A 19,938-nucleotide genomic window follows, 5' to 3' on the forward strand; every position below is an offset into this window, starting at 1 on the left:
AAGGGAGTCGAGAGCATGGGCGTTGATGTAAACGTCATTTTCCAAATTGCGGGAGTGGGTATCGTCGTGGCTTTTCTCCATACGATTTTAGATCAAATGGGGAAAAAAGAGTACGCACAGTGGGTCACACTGCTTGGATTTATCTACATTTTATTTATGGTTGCTACCATTGTGGATGATTTGTTTAAGAAGATTAAAGCCGTATTTCTATTTCAAGGATAGGGGAGGGCTTACAAATCGAAATTATTCAAATTGTTGGACTTGGTTTAATCGCTACTTTTCTAGCATTAATCGTCAAAGAACAAAAGCCAACCTTCGCCTTTATGCTTGTTGTGTTTACTGGGTGTGTCATTTTCCTTTATTTAATCGATCAAATCTATGCCATTATCTCCATGATTGAAAAAATTGCAGCAAGTGCAGGCGTCAATATGAAATACGTTGAAACCATTTTGAAAATCATTGGCATTGCCTATATTGCAGAATTTGGTGCCCAGCTCACAAAGGATGCTGGACAAGGCGCCATCGCTTCAAAAATAGAGCTTGGCGGCAAGATTCTTATTTTGGTCATGGCGGTACCGATTTTAACGGTCATCATTGAGACGATCCTAGGTATGATCCCATCCATGACTTGATGGAAAAGAGGTGATGATGATGAAACGGGTGACAGCTGTGCTGGGGTTTATGATGTTCTTGTGGATGATCGTTCCGTATGCAGGTGCAGAAGAAAGTGTGCCTTTATCAAGTGAAGAACCGGTCGCAGAAGAAGTTGCGGGTGGACAGTCTGATGCCTTAGAGCTTCATTCTATCAGTGATTTTTGGGAAACGATATTGGACGAGTATGGCGGCTTTCTGCCTGAAAGTCAAAAAGGTACAGTGAAGGAAATGATCGATGGCGATAAAGAGCTGTCTCCCCAAACGTGGCTGAAGGCTTTTGTTCATTATCTGTTTCATGAGCTGATTGCCAATGGAAAGCTCTTAGGCACACTTATATTACTCACCATCTTTTGTTCGCTTTTACAGCTTTTGCAAAATGCGTTTGAACAAAGCACTGTTAGTAAAGTTGCATACGCTCTTGTTTATATGGTGCTTATTATTATTGCATTAAACAGTTTTCATGTTGCGATCTCTTATGCAACAGAAGCCATTCAAACGATGACTAGTTTTATTCTTGCTCTTATTCCTCTTTTATTAGCACTTATTGCCTCATCAGGCGGGCTTGTCTCAGCCGGATTCTTTCATCCTGTGATTTTGTTTTTAATGAACACGAGCGGTGTTTTTATTCAATATGTCGTTCTTCCGCTCATCTTTTTATCAGCGATCTTGAGCATAGTCAGTACATTGACCGAACAATACAAAGTGACCCAGCTTGCCCAGCTGTTAAGAAATGTGGCCATTGGCGGGCTCGCTGTTTTTTTAACTGTATTCCTCGGCGTCATTTCTGTACAGGGGGCATCTGCTGCTATCACTGATGGAATCGCTCTTCGCACAGCCAAGTTTATTACCGGAAATTTCATCCCTGTCCTTGGCAGAATGTTTACTGATGCGACAGATACCGTTATCAGCGCCTCTGTGCTGCTGAAAAATACGGTTGGCCTTGTAGGCGTCGCCATTTTGATTTCAATTGCGGCTTTCCCAGCGATTAAAGTGCTGTCGCTCGCTCTGATTTATAAACTGGCCGCTGCGATTCTTCAGCCCTTAGGGGGCGGGCCGATTATTAGCTGCCTTGATGTCATTTCAAAAAGTGTTCTTTATATATTTGCTGCATTAGCTGTTGTATCGCTTATGTTCTTTTTAAGCATGACCGTTATCATCACAGCTGGCAACCTCACCATGATGATGAAGTAAGGAGGGGAGACCATTTGAGTTTTCTCACAGAATGGATCACAAGTATTATCCTATTTATTTTATTTGCGATTGTGATTGATCTTTTGCTTCCCAATTCAAGCATGCAGAAGTATGCAAAAATGGTCGTGAGCTTATTGTTAATTGTCGTGATGCTCAATCCGATCTTTGCGTTATTCCGGGCAGATCCGGACCAAATTTTCTCAGAAATCATGAAAGGGAAGGACCAAGCGCAATCAGAAGAAATAAAAAATCAGATGAATTTAGAAAAAAAAGAAATACAAGCTTCACAGCGTGCATATATTTTAAAGCAAATGGCTGTCCAACTAGAAAAAAGCGCAAAGGAGCCACTGGAGAAGGAGAGCTATGAAATGAAACACGTAGAAGTGTTGGCAGATGAGGAGCACCTTGATCAGAATATGGAGGCAGATCAATTTCGCATCAAAGCAGTCCTTGTCCCGCTCACAGGTGATGCTGTAGAAACGGTGGCAAAGGTCGACATTGATCTCTCCAGGCAAAAGGAGGAAAGCGCCGAGACGTCAGCAAAAGAGATGGCGAGGGTGAAAGAGACGCTTGCAGATGTATGGAATACACGGCCTGAACACATTGCGCTCAACATTGAGGGAGGTGACGCAGCAGATCATGAATAACAAGGACTGGAGACAAAAACTGAAATCAATGTTCCAAGCACCTGAAAAAGGTGAAGGGAAACCAAAATTAACGAAGCACCATTACTTACTGCTTGTCTTCATCATCGGCGTGTCATTCATGTTAGTCAGTCAAATTCTGTCACCGCCATCAAGCAAACAAGAGGCTGCTGTTCCTGCGTCTAAAAAAACATCCTCAGAAGAGCAGGCGGTGTTCAAACCATCCTCTTCAGGTAAGTCAAACAACTCGATAGAGGATGTTGAACAAGAATACGAAAATCAGCTGAAAGAGATTTTAGAAACGATCATTGGTGTTGAGGATGTTTCCATCGTGGTAAATGTAGACGCAACTTCTTTAAAAGTGTTTGAAAAAAACAAATCCAATAAAAGCACTACGACCGAGGAAACAGACAAAGAAGGCGGCGTGCGAAGTGTCACGGATCAAACAAAAGAAGAAGAGGTTGTCATTATTAAAAATGGCAATGAAGAAACACCTGTTGTTGTCCAAACGAAAAAGCCAGACATTCGAGGTGTCCTCGTTGTTGCTCAAGGAGTAGACAACGTTCAAATAAAGAAAACCATCATTGAAGCGGTTACACGAGTGCTTGATGTACCGAGCCATAGAGTGGCTGTTGCCCCTAAAAAAATCAAGGAGGATTCGGAATGATGTTAAAAAAACAAACGGTTTGGCTATTAACGATGCTAAGTTTAGTTGTCGTATTAAGTGTGTACTATATCATGTCCCCACAAGGTGAGAATGCTGTGACAGTAGAAGATACAAAATCAAAAGGAATGGAAGAGAAAAAGGCTGAGCCAGAAAAAGGGACTGATAAAGGAACCGAAAAGAACGCAGAAGAGAAATCAACTGACAAAGAAACCAATGCGAAACAAGAAGATGTTGAAACAAGTGGAGAAGAAGGAAAGGCTGTTTCAGAGCAGACCGACGATGAACTTTTCACAACCTACAGACTTGAACTTGAAGATAAGCGCAGCAAGCAGCGTGAAGAGTATAACGAAATCGTGTCTAGCGATGATGCAACAGCGCAAGAAAAAAGTGAAGCTTATGATCAAATGACAGCGCTTAGTGAGGCCGAAGGAACAGAGCGTCAGCTGGAGACATTAATCAAAACAAAAGGGTATAAAGATGCGCTCGTCAGTGCAGAAGGAGATAAAGTGAACATCACGGTTCGTTCTGATAAAAAATCAAAGTCCCAAGCAGCAGATATTATTGATTTGGTCACAAAAGAAATGAGAGGGCTTGATAACGTAGCCGTCACTTTTGAGCCATCGAATCAATAAAAAATGCACAAGCGCCCTTTTCTGAAAAGGGCGTTTTTTCATGCGGGTTGACGCCCTTTTTCAGGTGCTTGCGCGAGGTGTCTCATCACATTAATAGTTGAATTCAACGAAATCCTCCTGTAAGATGGTTATAGTATGTACTTTTAGTACTAGCCTATAAAAAAAGATAAATCCATACATAGGGGTGCAAATCCATGTTAAAAATTGAAGAGATTCATGAACTAATTAAATTAATTGACGAATCAACAATTGATGAATTTACGTACGAAAATGAAGGTGCAAAAATCAAGTTAAAGAAAAATAAAGAAGTCGTTCAGCAAGTTGCGGCACAAGCACCAGTGGCTCCTGTCCAAGCAGCTCCAGCTCAACAAGCTCCTAAAGCACAAGCTCCAGCTCAGACCGAAGCCCCTGCACAAGAGGAAACTGCGTCTGAAAACCTGCATAAAATCACATCCCCAATGGTTGGCACATTTTACGCTTCTTCTTCACCAGAAGCAGATCCATATGTGACAACAGGTTCTAAAGTGAAGGAAAACTCAGTTGTATGTATCGTTGAAGCGATGAAACTGTTTAATGAAATCGAAGCAGAAGTAAAAGGCGAAATCGTCGAAGTATTAGCTGAAAACGGTCAGCTTGTAGAATTCGGACAACCCCTCTTTCTAGTGAAAGCAGAGTAAGGAGTACGATCATGATTAAAAAGCTATTAATTGCAAACAGAGGAGAAATCGCAGTTAGAATCATCCGTGCTTGTAAAGAGCTTGGAATTGAAACAGTTGCGGTATTTTCTGAAGCAGATCGTGATGCGCTGCATGTTCAAATGGCTGATGAAGCATATTGCATCGGACCGACTGCTTCAAAAGATAGTTATTTAAATGTGACAAATATTGTCAGTGTGGCAAAGCTAACAGGTACAGATGCCATCCATCCAGGATATGGTTTCCTTGCTGAAAATGCAGACTTTGCAGAGCTTTGCGAGGAATGTAATGTCATCTTTGTTGGACCAACTGCGTCAGCAATTTCCAAAATGGGAACGAAAGATGTGGCAAGAGAAACAATGAAGCAAGCTGGAGTTCCAATTGTCCCTGGTTCTCAAGGAATTGTAAAAGATCTTGATGATGCTGTTTCAACAGCAGCTAGTATTGGGTATCCTGTCATTATTAAAGCAACTGCAGGCGGCGGTGGTAAAGGTATCCGTGTGGCTCGCACAGAAGAAGAGCTCATTAACGGTGTCACCATTACGCAGCAGGAAGCAGCACAAAACTTCGGGAACCCAGGTGTCTATTTGGAGAAATTCATTGAAGACTTTAGACACGTTGAAATTCAAGTCCTTGCTGATCAGCATGGGAATACCATTCACTTAGGTGAACGTGATTGTTCTATCCAAAGAAGAATGCAAAAGCTTCTGGAAGAAACGCCATCACCTGCACTAAATGCAGATATTCGTGAGCAAATGGGTGAAGCTGCCGTAAAAGCAGCCGAAGCTGTTGAATACACAGGTGCTGGAACGGTTGAATTCATTTACGATTATAATGAAGAGAAGTTTTACTTCATGGAAATGAATACACGTATCCAAGTAGAGCATCCTGTAACGGAAATGGTCACTGGTGTTGATTTGATCAAAGAACAGATCAAAGTAGCTTCAGGTGAAAAGCTTTCCCTTACGCAAGAGGATGTCGTATACGAAGGCTGGGCGATTGAATGTCGTATTAATGCAGAGAACCCTGAGAAAAACTTCATGCCTTCTGCTGGTGAAATTAAAATGTACCTCCCGCCAGGCGGTTTAGGAGTACGTATTGATTCTGCCGCTTATCCTGGTTATGTGATTCCGCCATATTACGATAGTATGATTGCGAAAGTGATCACATATGGTAAAACGAGAGAAGAAGCAATTGCAAGAATGAAACGTGCGCTTCAAGAATTCGTCATTGAAGGAGTCTACACAACGATTCCATTCCACCTCAGATTACTAGAGCACGAAACATTTGTGAGCGGTAATTTTAATACGAAGTTTTTAGAAACGTATCAAATTATGAAATAATAACAGCTTTCGGAGGTGAATGATCGTGTCAGAAAACAATTTGCTTGAAATGAACCTTGATGAAGATCAATTGGGAAAAGTGCAAATTGCGCCAGAAGTGATTGAAGTCATTGCTGGGATCGCTGCATCAGAGGTCGAAGGAATTGCGGAAATGCGCGGCAACTTCGCTGCTGATGTGGCAGAACGCTTTGGGAAGAAAAATCACCGTAAAGGTGTGAAAGTAGATGTCTCTGATGAAGGCATCACAATTGATGTGTATTGTGTGGTTGAATTTGGCCTATCCATTCCAAAGGTATCCACTGCTGTTCAAGAAAATATCCGTCAAACCCTTTTAAACATGACGGCCTTAACGATTAATGAAATCAACATTCATGTCGTTGGCATTCAATTTGATACAAAAACAGCTGAAGCTGAAGTTGATCAAGAAATGTAAAAAGGGTTGAAGTGAAACCAAGGAGGCATTGCCTCTTTGGTTTTTTAAAGCCCATTTTTGGGAAAATTCCACATGATGATTACGTCACGCATGGAGTGATTCGTTTTTCGTCACAGCTCGCATGGATCTTGGTGCGACTGCGGTCAAAATATGTTATGATCTCTGTATGGCTTAACGACAAGCGGATAAAGTGGTTAAAGGAGTAAATAATGAAAAGAAGAACTGCAAGAGAAAAGGCGCTACAAACATTATTTCAAATTGATGTCAGCAATATTGATCCGAAAGAGGCCATTACACATGCGCTGGATGAACAAGAATCAGATCCTTTTTTCGAGGAACTGGTTTTCGGTGTGCTCGAACAAAAGGACAAGCTCGATGACATGATTTCACAGCATCTTGTGAATTGGAAACTTGATCGTATTGCGAACGTAGACAGAGCCATTTTAAGGCTGTCTGTGTACGAAATGGTATATCAAGAAGATATCCCGGTGAGTGTTTCAATGAATGAAGCCATTGAACTGGCTAAATTGTTCGGTGACGATAAGGCGCCGAAATTTGTAAATGGTGTACTTTCAAACATTAAAAACGACCTAAAGCAGCAATAGGAGGATTCGACATGACAGCAACAATCATCGATGGGAAAGAAACAGCAAAAGAAAAGCGTGAACAATTAGCAAAAGAAGTAGAAGAGCTAAAACAAAAAGGAGTCACACCTGGTCTTGCCGTTATTCTAATCGGTGATGATCCGGCTTCACTTTCTTACGTACGCGGGAAGAAAAAAGCAGCAGAAGCCATGGGCATGCATTTCCAGCTTGATCATTTAGATGCTTCTTTAACAGAAGAGGAATTGCTAAAGATGATTGATCAGTACAATGCGAATGATCAATTCCACGGAATTCTTGTTCAGCTTCCACTGCCAAAACATATTTCTGAAAAAGCCGTCATTGAACGAATTTCACCAGAGAAAGACGTAGATGGTTTTCATCCGCTGAATATCGGGAAAATGCTACTTGGGGAAGACACATTCCTCCCTTGCACACCAGCAGGTATTGTTGAATTATTGAACAAAACAGGTGTGGATCTCTCTGGCAAAGAAGTGGTCGTTGTAGGACGAAGCAATATCGTCGGCAAACCAGTTGGACAATTGCTATTAAACGAAAATGCAACCGTCACCTACTGTCATTCAAGAACGGCGAACATTTCAGAACATACGTTAAAAGCGGACATTTTAGTTGTTGCCGTCGGTCGAGCAAACTTTATTAAAGCTGACCAAATTAAAGAAGGCGCTATTGTCATCGATGTAGGAGTCAATCGTCTAGAAACAGGGAAACTTGTAGGGGACGTTGACTTTGAAGCAGCAAAAGAAAAAGCTTCTTACATCACACCAGTCCCTGGCGGAGTGGGTCCAATGACAATTACGATGCTTGCACACAATACGGTTAAATCAGCAAAACGTACATTATCATAAGCTTGATCCATTCATCCACCTGCGTGCTGCCGGTGGATGAATGTGCGTTTTTGAAGAGGAGGAATACGTCATGAGTGAAAAAGCCTTTGTGACGGTCACAGCCCTTACAAAATACATAAAAAGAAAATTTGATGTTGACCCTCATTTAGAAGATATTTGGATCAAAGGTGAGTTATCAAATGTGAAGATTCATTCAAGAGGTCATGTTTATTTCACCTTAAAGGACGAAAATGCACGTATGCAAGCTGTCATGTTCCAGCGCTCCGCGTCCAAGCTGCCTTTTTCACCAAAGAGCGGAATGAAAGTGTTCGTACGTGGCGGAATTCAAGTCTACGAACCGAGCGGAAGCTATCAATTATATGCAAAAGAAATGCAGCCTGATGGTGTTGGTGCTCTTCATCTTGCCTATGAAGAGCTGAAGAAGAAACTAGCAAGTGAAGGCTTATTTGATGAGCGCTATAAAAAAACAATTCCTGAATATCCAGAGGTTGTTGGTGTCATTACATCCCCAACAGGAGCAGCTGTTCGAGATGTCATTACCACGATCAATCGGCGCTATCAGCAGGCCAAGATCATTGTGCTTCCGGCATTAGTCCAAGGAGAAAATGCTCCGCGTTCGATTGTGGAACGGATTAAAGAAGCCAATGAAAAACAGCTTTGTGATGTCTTGATTGTCGGGAGAGGCGGAGGATCGATTGAAGAACTTTGGGCCTTTAATGAAGAAGCAGTCGCAAGAGCGATCTTCGCATCAGACATTCCAATCATTTCTGCAGTTGGGCACGAAACAGACTTTACCATTAGTGATTTCACTGCAGACATGAGAGCACCCACACCAACAGGAGCAGCAGAACTAGCTGTTCCAAGCACCGCTGATTTAATTGAACGAATCAAATCAATCGACATTCGGTTAACAAGAGCAGTAAAAAATCGAACGTCACAAGCAAAAGACCGTCTTGTGGCACTTCAATCCTCTTATGCTTTCCGATTTCCAAAACGATTACAAGAGCAAAAAGAGCAGCAATTCGATATGGTATTTGATCGTTTTCAAAAACAGCTGACAAGACAAATGGAACAAAAACGCAGTCAACTTGACCGCCAAACATATAGACTGAAGCCGCTTCATCCAAAAGAGCAGCTGCTTCAAGCGAAAAAACGTCACGCCAATGAAACAGAACAGCTCGTTCGGAGCATGAATGTGCAAATGAAAACAATTCATTCGCAGTTCCAATCGGTTCTTGGTAAACTAAATGCATTAAATCCGCTTCAAGTCATGGAAAGAGGCTATAGTTTAGCTTATAAAGAAGATGAGCTCATTAAAAGTGTGAATCAAGTAGAAACGAAGGATCAACTGACGATTACAATGAAGGATGGACGTCTGATTTGTGAGGTTATTGAGAAGGAGGGCAATCATCATGACAGAATCAAATAAACAAAAAGAAGAACAAATGACATTTGAAGAGGCCATGAAAGGACTTGAAGAGATTGTGGGAAAGCTCGAAGAAGGCGATGTACCGCTAGAACAAGCTATCCACTATTTCCAAGAGGGTATGACGCTCTCAAAACTTTGCCATGAAAAATTACAGCATGTTGAAAAGCAAATGGATTTCATTTTAAAAGAGGACGGTGAACTGGCTCCTTTTTCTGTGAAGGAGGCAGATGCTGGTGACAAGTAACTTAAACGAATTTTTAACAACACGAAAACAAGCAATTGAAGACTATTTATTTACATATGTGCAGGAATTGTCTATTCCAGAAGACCTGAAATCTTCTATGCTTTATTCTCTGAAAGCTGGTGGAAAAAGACTACGTCCTGTGCTTGTTCTTGCTCTTTTAAATGCGTATGGAAAAGGGGAAGAAGACGGTATACCAGTAGGCTGTGCAGTGGAAATGATTCATACGTATTCCTTGATACATGATGATCTTCCTTGTATGGATGATGATGATCTGCGCCGAGGAAAACCGACCAACCATAAAGTATACGGCGAGGCAACAGCCGTTCTTGCAGGTGATGCGCTGCTCACTGAAAGCTTCCGTCTGATCACATCGCAATTATCTGACGATGTACCTGCTGATCAAAAGCTTCGAATCATCGATGAACTTGTTACATCAGCAGGTGCATTCGGAATGGTTGGCGGGCAATTTGATGATATGGAAGCAGAACAGAAACAAATCTCTCTTTCTGAATTAGAATCGATTCATGCCCGCAAAACAGGAAAGCTACTCACCTTTAGTGTGGTTGCTGGTGCGATACTGGCAGGTGCATCTGATGATGAGATCGAAAAGCTGAGAGAATTCAGCTATCATATTGGCATTGCTTTTCAAATCCGTGATGATATTTTAGATCTTGAAGGCAGCGAAGAGAAAATAGGAAAGCGGATCGGCTCCGATACAGCAAATGAAAAGTCGACATATCCTTCTTTATTAACGCTTTCAGGAGCAAAAGAAAAGCTGGATGAACATATCACTCGTGCGAAAGAAATTGTCTCAAATCTTGAGTTGGAGCAAAACTTGCTGCATGATTTATGCGATCTGATTGCCTCACGAGATCACTAAAAACAGCCTAGATTTGAGGGTCCTCGAGCAATTGTGGTAAACTGTAAACAGTTTATCATGATGAGACAACTCTTATTCCTGAATTGGTTTTCATAGGAATAAGGCATTATATATGTAGATAGAAATTTTGTTGAAAGCGAGTTGATCCTGATTGGATCTTTTATCAATAAAAAATCCAACGTTTCTAAAAGGAATGTCAAATGCAGAATTAGAGGAGCTGAGTGCGGACATTCGCACGTTTTTAATTGAGTCGTTAGCGAACTCTGGTGGGCACATTGGTCCAAACCTTGGTGTCGTTGAACTTACTGTTGCACTTCACAAAGTATTTGACAGCCCGAAAGACAAATTTCTTTGGGATGTTGGACATCAGTCTTACGTTCACAAGCTGTTAACTGGAAGAGGCGCCGAGTTTGATACGCTTCGTCAATATAAAGGGCTCTGCGGTTTCCCTAAACGAAATGAAAGTGAACATGATGTTTGGGAGACTGGACACAGTTCAACCTCATTATCTGGTGCAATGGGAATGGCGGCAGCGCGTGACATTAAAGGAACAGATGAATACATTCTCCCGATTATCGGCGATGGTGCACTAACCGGCGGTATGGCGTTAGAAGCACTGAACCATATCGGGGATGAAAAAAAAGACATGATTGTGATCTTAAACGACAATGAAATGAGTATTGCGCCAAACGTTGGTGCGATCCATACAATGCTTGGCAGACTACGTACAGCTGGTAAATACCAATGGGTAAAGGACGAGCTTGAATACTTATTCAAGCGTATCCCAGCAGTAGGCGGGAAGCTTGCTGCAACAGCAGAACGTATCAAGGACAGTCTGAAATATTTGCTTGTCTCTGGTATGTTCTTTGAGGAAATGGGCTTTACTTACTTAGGACCAGTAGATGGACATTCCTATGAAGATTTGTTTGAGAATCTTGAATACGCAAAGAAAACAAAAGGCCCGGTTCTCCTTCATGTCATCACGAAAAAAGGAAAAGGCTATAAGCCGGCCGAATCTGATAAGATCGGCACATGGCACGGAACAGGCCCATACAAAATCGACACAGGTGACTTTGTAAAGCCGACAGCAGCTGCACCGTCGTGGAGTGGTCTCGTCAGTGAAACCGTCAGAAAGCTGGCACGGGAAGATGAGCGGATTGTCGCGATTACACCTGCAATGCCCGTTGGCTCAAAGCTTGAAGGATTTGCAAAAGAATTCCCTGAGCGAATGTTTGATGTTGGAATTGCAGAGCAGCACGCTGCAACAATGGCAGCTGGACTTGCTACACAGGACATGAAGCCATTTTTAGCGATTTATTCAACGTTCCTTCAAAGAGCCTATGATCAAGTGCTGCATGATATTTGCCGTCAAAATCTCAATGTGTTCATTGGAATTGACCGTGCAGGTCTTGTCGGTGCAGATGGAGAAACACATCAAGGTGTGTTTGACATTGCTTTCATGCGTCATATGCCGAATATGGTTCTCATGATGCCAAAGGATGAAAATGAGGGACAGCATATGGTCAACACAGCCATTCAATATGATGATGGTCCAATCGCCATGCGCTTCCCGCGTGGAAATGGACTAGGCGTCAAAATGGATGAACAGCTGAAAACCATTCCAATTGGTTCTTGGGAAGTTCTTCGTCCCGGGAAAGATGCTGTCATTTTAACATTCGGTACAACCATTAAAATGGCGCTGCAGGCAGCAGAAGAACTGCAAAAAGAAGGTAAATCAATCCGTGTTGTCAATGCACGTTTCATTAAGCCTCTTGATGAAGGCATGTTAAATGAGATACTGTCTGAAGGTTTGCCAATTTTAACAATAGAAGAAGCGGTGCTTCAGGGTGGATTTGGCAGCAGCGTTTTAGAATATATACACGATAAGAAAGCATCTCATATCAAAGTAGAACGTATGGGCATTCCAGATGAATTTATTGAGCATGGAAGTGTCGATGCGCTACTTGAGGAAATTGGACTGACGAAAACACAGGTTGCTGAAACATTGCGTGACCTGCTTCCCGCAGCACCAAGAAAAGGAATTGGATCATGACATCAAAGAAAGAACGACTTGACGTTTTATTAGTCGAACAAGGACTAATGGAAACGAGAGAGAAAGCAAAACGCGCCATTATGGCAGGGATCGTTTACTCAAATGAAAACCGTTTGGATAAGCCAGGAGAAAAAATCGCTCGTGATACCCCGCTGACTGTGAAGGGGAATCCGCTGAAATATGTCAGCCGAGGTGGGCTAAAGCTCGAAAAGGCACTTCAGGAATTTGATTTAACCGTTGAAGGAAAGCTTTTAATTGATATCGGCTCATCAACAGGGGGATTTATAGATTGCGCACTCCAAAATGGAGCAGTCAAATCCTATGCTGTGGATGTTGGTTACAATCAGCTTGCGTGGAAATTACGACAGGATGATCGGGTGATCGTCATGGAACGCACCAACTTCCGCCATTCTGTTCCGGCAGATTTCACCGAAGGATTACCAGAGGTTGCATCTATTGATGTATCATTTATCTCGCTCAAACTCATTCTTCCCGCACTAAAGCATATTCTTATCCCAGGCGGCGACTGTATTGCGCTAGTGAAGCCGCAGTTTGAAGCGGGCAGAGAGCTTGTTGGAAAAAAAGGCATTGTGCGAGAACCTTCTGTACATCTTGGTGTGCTAGAAGAAATGAATCAATTTGCTGCAAAAGAAGGCTATGATGTAAAGGATGTTTCGTTTTCACCGATTACAGGCGGAGATGGAAATATCGAATTTCTCCTCCACTTGGTCCTGCATCCCGATCAAGAAGAGAATACGGCACTTCCAGTATCTGAACTTGAAAAAGTCGTCAAAGAAGCCCATGCCATATTGAAAGAAAAGAAAAACAGTCCTGAGCCGGCTGACACATGAATTATTGAAACAAAAGGAATAATAGCTCGCTATTATTCCTTTTAGATTGTTGACAAAGGGCTAAAATGAACTTGATTTTAGCCCTTTGTCTTCTTTTCAGCGTGATAGAAAACCTTTGCAGCCCTAGGAAGGACGAGTACTGGCGCGGAGCGAATTTGGGATTCGTGAGCACCAGAGCGCAGGACTGACAAAGAATGCGAGGGTTTGTCTACATGCTGAACGGAATAATCGCTCGCTATTATTCCTTTTTACATGGTCAAAAGATCAGAATTGACCGTTTCTCACGTAATGCTTGTTTTTTGAAGTGTGCATCATATAACATAGAACGTAAAGACAAACTGAGATTCTAACGCCTAGGGGGGTCAAAATGAACAAAGGTCAAAGACATATTAAGATTAGAGAAATTATCGCAAGCCAAGAAATCGAAACACAAGACGAATTAGTCGATATTTTGAAAGCGGATGGATATAACATCACACAGGCGACCGTATCAAGAGATATCAAAGAACTGCATTTAGTCAAAGTGCCAACAAATAACGGAACATATAAATACAGCCTTCCTGCAGATCAGCGGTTTAACCCGCTATCGAAATTAAAGCGTTCCTTAATGGACGCATTTATTAAAATGGATGCTGCCAGTCATTTAATCGTTTTAAAAACAATGCCTGGGAACGCTCAAGCCATCGGTGCTTTAATGGATAATTTAGATTGGGAAGAAATTATGGGAACCATTTGTGGGGATGATACCATCTTAATCATTTGCCGCACGCCAGATGATACGGATACCGTTTCGTCCAAAATTTTAGAGCTTCTATAAAGAGATCAGGTTTACAAAAAGAGGTGTCAAATGAGTGTTAGCAGAACTAACCATTAAAAACTTTGCAATCATTGAGGAGTTAACGGTTTCGTTTGAAAAAGGACTCACAGTTCTAACAGGGGAAACAGGTGCCGGAAAATCAATCATGATTGACGCTGTCTCACTTCTCGTAGGGGGAAGAGGATCATCCGAATTTGTCCGTTATGGCGAAAAAAAAGCAGAGCTGGAAGGTCTTTTTCTTGTACCAGCAGATCATCCTGTATTTGCCCTTTGTGAGGAGCAAGGCATTGATGCATCTGATGAAATGATGATTCTTCGCCGTGATATCAATCAAAGCGGGAAAAGCATTTGCCGCATTAATGGTAAGCTTGTCACCATCTCGCTTTTAAGAGAAGTTGGCCGGCTTTTGCTTGATATACATGGACAGCACGATAATCAGCTGTTAATGGAGGATGAAAATCATTTGCATTTGCTTGATCAATTTGGAGCAGAAGAAATTGCACCTGCTCTCTCGCAGTATCAAGAAGCGTATGATCAATATATGAAGACGGCGCAAAAACTCAAACAGCTGTCTGAAAATGAACAAGAAATGGTTCACCGGTTAGACTTATTGCAATTTCAGCTGGAAGAGATTGAAGCGGCACAATTAGAGCCTGGGGAAGATGAGAAGCTTCAAGAGGAACGTCATCAAATCAGCAATTTTGAAAAAATCTTTTCCTCGCTTCAAAACGCGTATAATGCTCTGCGTAATGAGCAGGGAGGACTTGATTGGGTTGGGATGGCTTCAAGCGAGCTTGAGCAAGTTTCTGAGATCAATGACGATCTGAAAAAGCTCTCTGAGCAAGTGTCAAACTCCTATTATTTATTAGAAGATTCTACTTTTCAAATGCGCAGCATGCTTGATCAATTAGAATTTGACCCAGCCCGTCTTGATTTTATTGAGTCTAGGCTAAATGAGATGAAGCAGCTGAAGCGAAAGTACGGCACAACCGTTGAGGAAATTTTAGAATATGCGGCTAAGATTGAAGAGGAGATAGACCAAATCCAAAATCGAGACAGCCATTTGCAGACACTTAAAAACAAACTTGATGCGATAAGCCGGGATGCATTGCTTGAAGCGCTTAACGTGTCAGAGCTCCGTAAAAAATGGGCGAAAAAACTGGCGAAGCACATTCAAGCTGAATTGAAGGATTTATATATGGAGAAGTCTTCTTTTGATACCGCTTTTACGATTCGATATGCACCTTTTGGCAGTACGGACTGCCCGCTTTTAGATGGAAAACCCGTACAGCTCGGGAAAAATGGCATAGATCAAGCGCAATTTGTCATTTCTACAAATCCGGGTGAACCGATGAAATCTTTGTCAAAAGTAGCATCTGGAGGAGAAATTTCACGTGTCATGCTGGCAGTGAAAAGTATTTTCTCAGCGAAACAAGAAGTGACGTCCATTATATTTGATGAAGTGGATACGGGTGTTAGCGGCAGAGTCGCACAAGCCATTGCTGAAAAAATTTATAAAGTAGCAGCAGGCTCACAAGTACTCTGTATTACCCATCTGCCGCAAGTTGCAGCAATGGCTGATACACATCTTTTTATTTCTAAACGCGCTAAAGCTGGTAGAACAATGACGAACGTCAAACCACTCAGTGATGATGAAAAAGTGAGTGAAATTGGCCGAATGATTGCTGGTGTAGAAGTCACTGAGCTCACAAAACAGCATGCAAAAGAATTACTGCACCAAGCAAATGATGTCAAAACGACAGGGTAGCTGAAACAACAGCTGCCTTTTTTATATTGTCTCATAATCACTGTATATACGCATGAAATCGTCTTTTTCTTTTATCAATTTATCCAATCATTTTCTAAAGGTGTCGGTTATAAATCCTCGCTAAGAAGGCAAAAGTAAAGATGTAGCCAAAACATTAATGTTCTGGTGTGGGTAAGGAGCGAGGAGAGTGAAAAATGAATGCCCGAAAAGATGAGAAAAGCCATTGGTGTGATTCTCCTTGTTTCTTTAATAAGTACAGGGTTTATGAGCATAGTGAAGGAATATATCAGCATTCCAACAACTGTCGCAGTATTTGAACACGAGAAGCATTCGATTGATACATCCATTGAAGCGTCAGCCAATGCTTCTTCACCAGCCTTTAGTCTTTCAGAGAAAAAGAATCAACTTGAAGTAACGGGACAAAAGGCGGGAAAAGCCGAAATTGTTTATGATTTTAAAGGATTTCCTATTAAGAAAACAAAAGTCGATGTTCTTCCCGAATTAAAAGTCATTCCTGGAGGACAATCCATTGGCGTCAAACTCCATTCTGTCGGAGTTCTCGTTGTCGGTTTTCATCAAATCACAACAGCAGACGGCAAAAAATCACCAGGTGAAGCTGCAGGCATTCAATCAGGGGATATGATCATTGAGATCAATGGTCAGAAAATGGAGAAGATGAACGACCTCACCCCATTTATTCAGAAAGCAGGAAAAACGGGGGAAACCCTTCATTTACTCATAAAAAGAGACCATAAAACCTTTCAAACGACATTAACACCCGCTAAAGATGCAAGTGAAGGTACTTATCGAATCGGTCTTTATATTCGTGATTCCGCAGCAGGGATCGGGACGATGACCTTCTTTGAACCATCTTCTAAAAAATATGGCGCCCTTGGGCATGTGATTTCTGACATGGATACAAAAAAACCAATCGTGGTCGACAATGGTGAAATTGTCAGATCAACTGTCACATCCATTGAAAAAGGGACAGGAGGCAACCCTGGAGAAAAATTGGCCAGGTTTTCTTCCGAAAGAAAAACGATAGGTGATATTTCACGTAACAGTCCATTCGGTATATTTGGTACGTTAACCGAAAAACTTGAAAATCATGTAGCAGACAAACCACTTCCAGTCGCATTATCAAATGAAGTAAAAGAAGGTCCAGCCGAAATATTAACGGTTGTGGACCATGATAAAGTAGAGAAATTTGATATTAAAATCGTCAGCACAACACCACAAAAATTCCCGGCAACAAAAGGAATGGTGCTTAAAGTAACAGATGAACGCTTATTAAGCAAAACGGGTGGGATCGTTCAAGGAATGAGCGGAAGTCCGATCATCCAAAATGGCAAAGTCATTGGAGCGGTCACTCACGTGTTCGTCAATGACCCGACAAGCGGATACGGCGTACACATTGAATGGATGCTGTCAGAAGCAGGAATTGATCTTTATCAAAAAAACAAAAAAGCAAGCTGATGAAAAACTGCCGCGAATCTTCCGGCAGTTTTTTTCTACCCTTTCTTTCTCTTCCATCATGTTATAAAATAAGGAAAAAGAGATTTTTCGACAAAATGGAAAACAGTTTGTTGTCAAATTGCAATAATCGTCGATTCATTAAGAAAAACGTAGAAAAAGCTAGATAATGCTCTATTATTCGGAAAATTAAACTTTTTTAAAGGGGATAGCATGGTTTTGTCGAATTGAACACTCAGAAGAGAAATGCAAAAGACTAAGGAATCGACATTGGGGAGGAAAGAACGTGGAGAAAATTAAAGTGTGTGTAGCTGATGACAATCGAGAACTTGTTGGCCTTTTGACAGAGTATATTGAGGGACAGGAAGATATGGAAGTACTTGGCGTGGCGTATAATGGTCAGGAATGTCTGACATTATTTAAAGATAAAGAGCCCGACGTTCTCCTCTTAGATATTATCATGCCTCATTTAGACGGTCTTGCTGTACTGGAACGCCTCCGTGAAAACAATGAAATGACGAAACAGCCAAGTGTCATAATGCTGACGGCTTTCGGACAAGAAGACGTAACGAAAAAAGCAGTCGATTTGGGCGCATCCTATTTCATTTTGAAACCATTCGATATGGAAAACCTCGTAGGTCATATTCGTCAAGTCAGTGGAAACGGCACACAAGTCAGCCATCGATCTTCATCTATCCAAAACAGTGTCCTTCGCAGCAAACCTGAACCGAAACGTAAGAACTTAGATGCGAGCATTACGACGATTATTCATGAGATTGGCGTGCCAGCTCATATTAAAGGCTATTTATACTTAAGAGAAGCCATTTCAATGGTGTACAATGATATTGAACTACTCGGCAGTATTACAAAAGTATTGTACCCAGACATTGCAAAGAAATTTAACACGACAGCCAGCAGGGTAGAACGAGCGATTCGTCATGCCATTGAAGTGGCTTGGAGCAGAGGGAATATTGACTCCATTTCCTCACTCTTTGGTTACACAGTCAGCATGTCAAAAGCCAAACCGACCAATTCCGAATTTATTGCCATGGTGGCTGATCGTCTGCGTTTAGAGCATAGAGCAAGCTAAGTCACTTTCCATAAAAAAACGTTTCTTCAATGAGGCGTTTTTTTATTTTCGTAAAATATTGCTAAAAAATGGTTATGTTGATAAAATCATCTTTAATGTTTAAATTGGACAAACGGGTCGCTTTATTTTCAGAATAAAATGAAAAATAAAGCATGAAAGAAATGATTAGGTCATAAAATAGTGGTAATCAGCTACGCTAATCAATTGGCTTATAGAAGAAGAAAACGCTCATTCGTAAGAAAAAGGATGAGAGGAAAAGGTCTTATGTAATTAGTAAATAAAGTAAATGAGATCGAAAGTTCTATTTCTATTGACCTGATTGGTTGGCGTTTTAAAGTCACTGGCTTCTTAGAGATTGTGCCATTTGAACTGAATATTCCCATTGTCGAATTTAATAATTTTCACATTCTTTTACTATGCTATAATAATGAAAAGAAGAGGGTGAGGTTATGGGAAAGCTGAAAATCCACTCTGCTGAGGTTGCGAACGAAATTAGCAAGTGGACGAGGGTCATTTCTCAGAATGACCTAGAAAAATCTGCTGTCTATAAAGAGAAAATTCAGAATTTGCTAAAAAATACAGATGAGGATCGAGAAGTTCTTCTTTATTATCAGCTAGTCGACGGCAGACATGAAATGTTACTTGGAAATATTGAAAAAGCCAATCAGATTATGAAAAGTGTCGGAACGCTGGATGAAAAAGCAGATGACATTATTAATTTTTATTTTTACTTTTATAAAGGCCAATATGCTGCCTATGTCAAAAAATATGACGAGGCGATTAGTTTTTATAAGATTGCTGAGCAGCGGCTAAAACGTGTGAATGAAGATCTTGAAGTCGGAACTTTTCATCATAAAGTCGCTTCCATTTATTACGAACTGAAGCAAAATTTCATTTCCATTAATCATATTAAAAAAGCCATTGATACGTTTAAAGCGCATGAAGAATATACCGCACAGGCGATTGACAGCTTGATTTTGCATGCGAGCAACTGTATTGATTTACTACAATTTGATGAAGCTGAGGAAAAGTACCAAGAGGCACTTGAGAAAAGTAAGCGCATTAACAATGAAGTGCTGATTGGGAAGTGCTATCACAATTTAGCGGTTCTTTATTACGCAAAACCTGATTATGAAAAAAGTGCGCAATACGCCAAAAAAGGGATGAGCATTCAAATTCATCGCGACAATAGCCATTATTTCATCCAATCTTTATATGTTCTCGCAAATGCCTTAGTTCATTTAGGAGATCATGAGGCGAAAGAATATATTAAAGAGGGGATTCAATATAGCTGTGATATCCAAAATAATGAATATATAGTAAAATTTGAAATTTTAGATTTAATGTGCGAAAATAGTGGAGCAGCAGACGTATTCTCTGAAAAATTAGACTACATAGAAAAAAATAGATTATATGTGGAGCTTGAGGATTTGTCTGAACAAATATCGAAATACTTCAAGGAACGAAATGATTATCAAAATGCCATTCGTTTTCTTGAAAAGAAATTCGATGCACAAATACTTCAAAAGAAAGTGGAGGTTATCTTATGAAAAAGTTGTTGTTAGGTGTAACAATCGTTACAGCAGTCGCAGTTGTTTCTTCCCTT

At 41.1% G+C, this 19,938-nt stretch carries 21 protein-coding genes; all 21 read left to right on the forward strand.

The genetic code is table 11. The features are described 5' to 3' along the window. Nucleotides 1–15: 15 nt before the first annotated feature. Nucleotides 16–222, forward strand: a complete 207-nt coding sequence (gene spoIIIAC, locus M2369_RS02390; protein ID WP_003153142.1) for a stage III sporulation protein AC — start codon at nt 16–18, stop codon at nt 220–222. Beyond that, entirely contained in the window at nt 219–632 is a 414-nt protein-coding gene (gene spoIIIAD, locus M2369_RS02395; protein WP_087978339.1) for a stage III sporulation protein AD, read from the forward strand. Before spoIIIAC ends, spoIIIAD begins: the two co-directional genes overlap by 4 nt. 19 nt (nt 633–651) lie before the next feature. Further along, entirely contained in the window at nt 652–1,845 is a 1,194-nt protein-coding gene (gene spoIIIAE, locus M2369_RS02400) for a stage III sporulation protein AE (protein WP_396126094.1), read from the forward strand. Nucleotides 1,846–1,859: 14 nt separating this feature from the next. Next, complete coding sequence (gene spoIIIAF / locus M2369_RS02405; RefSeq protein WP_024718859.1) at nt 1,860–2,492, forward strand: stage III sporulation protein AF; 633 nt, start codon at nt 1,860–1,862, stop codon at nt 2,490–2,492. A 28-nt stretch (nt 2,493–2,520) separates the two neighbouring features. After that, nucleotides 2,521–3,156 (forward strand): stage III sporulation protein AG, encoded by a 636-nt coding sequence (spoIIIAG, locus tag M2369_RS02410; protein ID WP_370529232.1) that lies wholly within the window; start codon nt 2,521–2,523, stop codon nt 3,154–3,156. Then, nucleotides 3,156–3,788, forward strand: coding sequence for a SpoIIIAH-like family protein (locus M2369_RS02415; RefSeq protein ID WP_024718861.1), 633 nt, complete (start codon nt 3,156–3,158; stop codon nt 3,786–3,788). Before spoIIIAG ends, M2369_RS02415 begins: the two co-directional genes overlap by 1 nt. 194 nt (nt 3,789–3,982) lie before the next feature. Next, nucleotides 3,983–4,465 carry an acetyl-CoA carboxylase biotin carboxyl carrier protein gene (gene accB, locus M2369_RS02420; RefSeq protein WP_041506969.1) on the forward strand — a complete coding sequence of 161 codons (483 nt, stop codon included), beginning with the start codon at nt 3,983–3,985 and terminating at the stop codon, nt 4,463–4,465. Between the two features lie 11 nt (nt 4,466–4,476). Then, entirely contained in the window at nt 4,477–5,826 is a 1,350-nt protein-coding gene (gene accC, locus M2369_RS02425) for an acetyl-CoA carboxylase biotin carboxylase subunit (protein WP_024718863.1), read from the forward strand. A 25-nt stretch (nt 5,827–5,851) separates the two neighbouring features. Further along, complete coding sequence (locus M2369_RS02430) at nt 5,852–6,259, forward strand: Asp23/Gls24 family envelope stress response protein (RefSeq protein WP_017357965.1); 408 nt, start codon at nt 5,852–5,854, stop codon at nt 6,257–6,259. A 209-nt stretch (nt 6,260–6,468) separates the two neighbouring features. Beyond that, nucleotides 6,469–6,864 (forward strand): transcription antitermination factor NusB, encoded by a 396-nt coding sequence (gene nusB, locus M2369_RS02435; RefSeq protein WP_012010530.1) that lies wholly within the window; start codon nt 6,469–6,471, stop codon nt 6,862–6,864. 11 nt (nt 6,865–6,875) lie between these two features. Continuing rightward, nucleotides 6,876–7,727 carry a bifunctional methylenetetrahydrofolate dehydrogenase/methenyltetrahydrofolate cyclohydrolase FolD gene (gene folD, locus M2369_RS02440; RefSeq protein WP_007501171.1) on the forward strand — a complete coding sequence of 284 codons (852 nt, stop codon included), beginning with the start codon at nt 6,876–6,878 and terminating at the stop codon, nt 7,725–7,727. Between the two features lie 70 nt (nt 7,728–7,797). After that, complete coding sequence (gene xseA, locus M2369_RS02445) at nt 7,798–9,156, forward strand: exodeoxyribonuclease VII large subunit (RefSeq protein WP_024718864.1); 1,359 nt, start codon at nt 7,798–7,800, stop codon at nt 9,154–9,156. After that, a complete protein-coding gene (locus tag M2369_RS02450; protein ID WP_003215880.1) occupies nt 9,140–9,400 on the forward strand; it encodes an exodeoxyribonuclease VII small subunit in 261 nt (86 codons plus the stop codon). The genes xseA and M2369_RS02450 overlap by 17 nt, the downstream gene beginning before the upstream one ends. Then, entirely contained in the window at nt 9,384–10,280 is an 897-nt protein-coding gene (locus M2369_RS02455; RefSeq protein ID WP_396126096.1) for a polyprenyl synthetase family protein, read from the forward strand. Before M2369_RS02450 ends, M2369_RS02455 begins: the two co-directional genes overlap by 17 nt. A gap of 151 nt (nt 10,281–10,431) precedes the next feature. Further along, nucleotides 10,432–12,333 (forward strand): 1-deoxy-D-xylulose-5-phosphate synthase, encoded by a 1,902-nt coding sequence (gene dxs / locus M2369_RS02460; protein WP_007501165.1) that lies wholly within the window; start codon nt 10,432–10,434, stop codon nt 12,331–12,333. Further along, nucleotides 12,330–13,184, forward strand: coding sequence for a TlyA family RNA methyltransferase (locus tag M2369_RS02465; RefSeq protein WP_259253356.1), 855 nt, complete (start codon nt 12,330–12,332; stop codon nt 13,182–13,184). Before dxs ends, M2369_RS02465 begins: the two co-directional genes overlap by 4 nt. 367 nt (nt 13,185–13,551) lie before the next feature. Next, nucleotides 13,552–14,001 (forward strand): transcriptional regulator AhrC/ArgR, encoded by a 450-nt coding sequence (gene ahrC, locus M2369_RS02470; protein ID WP_007501163.1) that lies wholly within the window; start codon nt 13,552–13,554, stop codon nt 13,999–14,001. Between the two features lie 34 nt (nt 14,002–14,035). Beyond that, nucleotides 14,036–15,769, forward strand: coding sequence for a DNA repair protein RecN (recN, locus tag M2369_RS02475; protein ID WP_008342224.1), 1,734 nt, complete (start codon nt 14,036–14,038; stop codon nt 15,767–15,769). A gap of 198 nt (nt 15,770–15,967) precedes the next feature. Beyond that, a complete protein-coding gene (spoIVB, locus tag M2369_RS02480; RefSeq protein WP_007501161.1) occupies nt 15,968–17,245 on the forward strand; it encodes a SpoIVB peptidase in 1,278 nt (425 codons plus the stop codon). 283 nt (nt 17,246–17,528) lie between these two features. Continuing rightward, a complete protein-coding gene (spo0A, locus tag M2369_RS02485) occupies nt 17,529–18,332 on the forward strand; it encodes a sporulation transcription factor Spo0A (protein ID WP_008342226.1) in 804 nt (267 codons plus the stop codon). Between the two features lie 449 nt (nt 18,333–18,781). Further along, nucleotides 18,782–19,882, forward strand: coding sequence for a Rap family tetratricopeptide repeat protein (locus M2369_RS02490; protein ID WP_019743381.1), 1,101 nt, complete (start codon nt 18,782–18,784; stop codon nt 19,880–19,882). Nucleotides 19,883–19,938 lie beyond the last annotated feature (56 nt).

This window comes from Bacillus sp. JUb11 (assembly GCF_024807925.1).
Taxonomy (GTDB): domain Bacteria; phylum Bacillota; class Bacilli; order Bacillales; family Bacillaceae; genus Bacillus; species Bacillus altitudinis.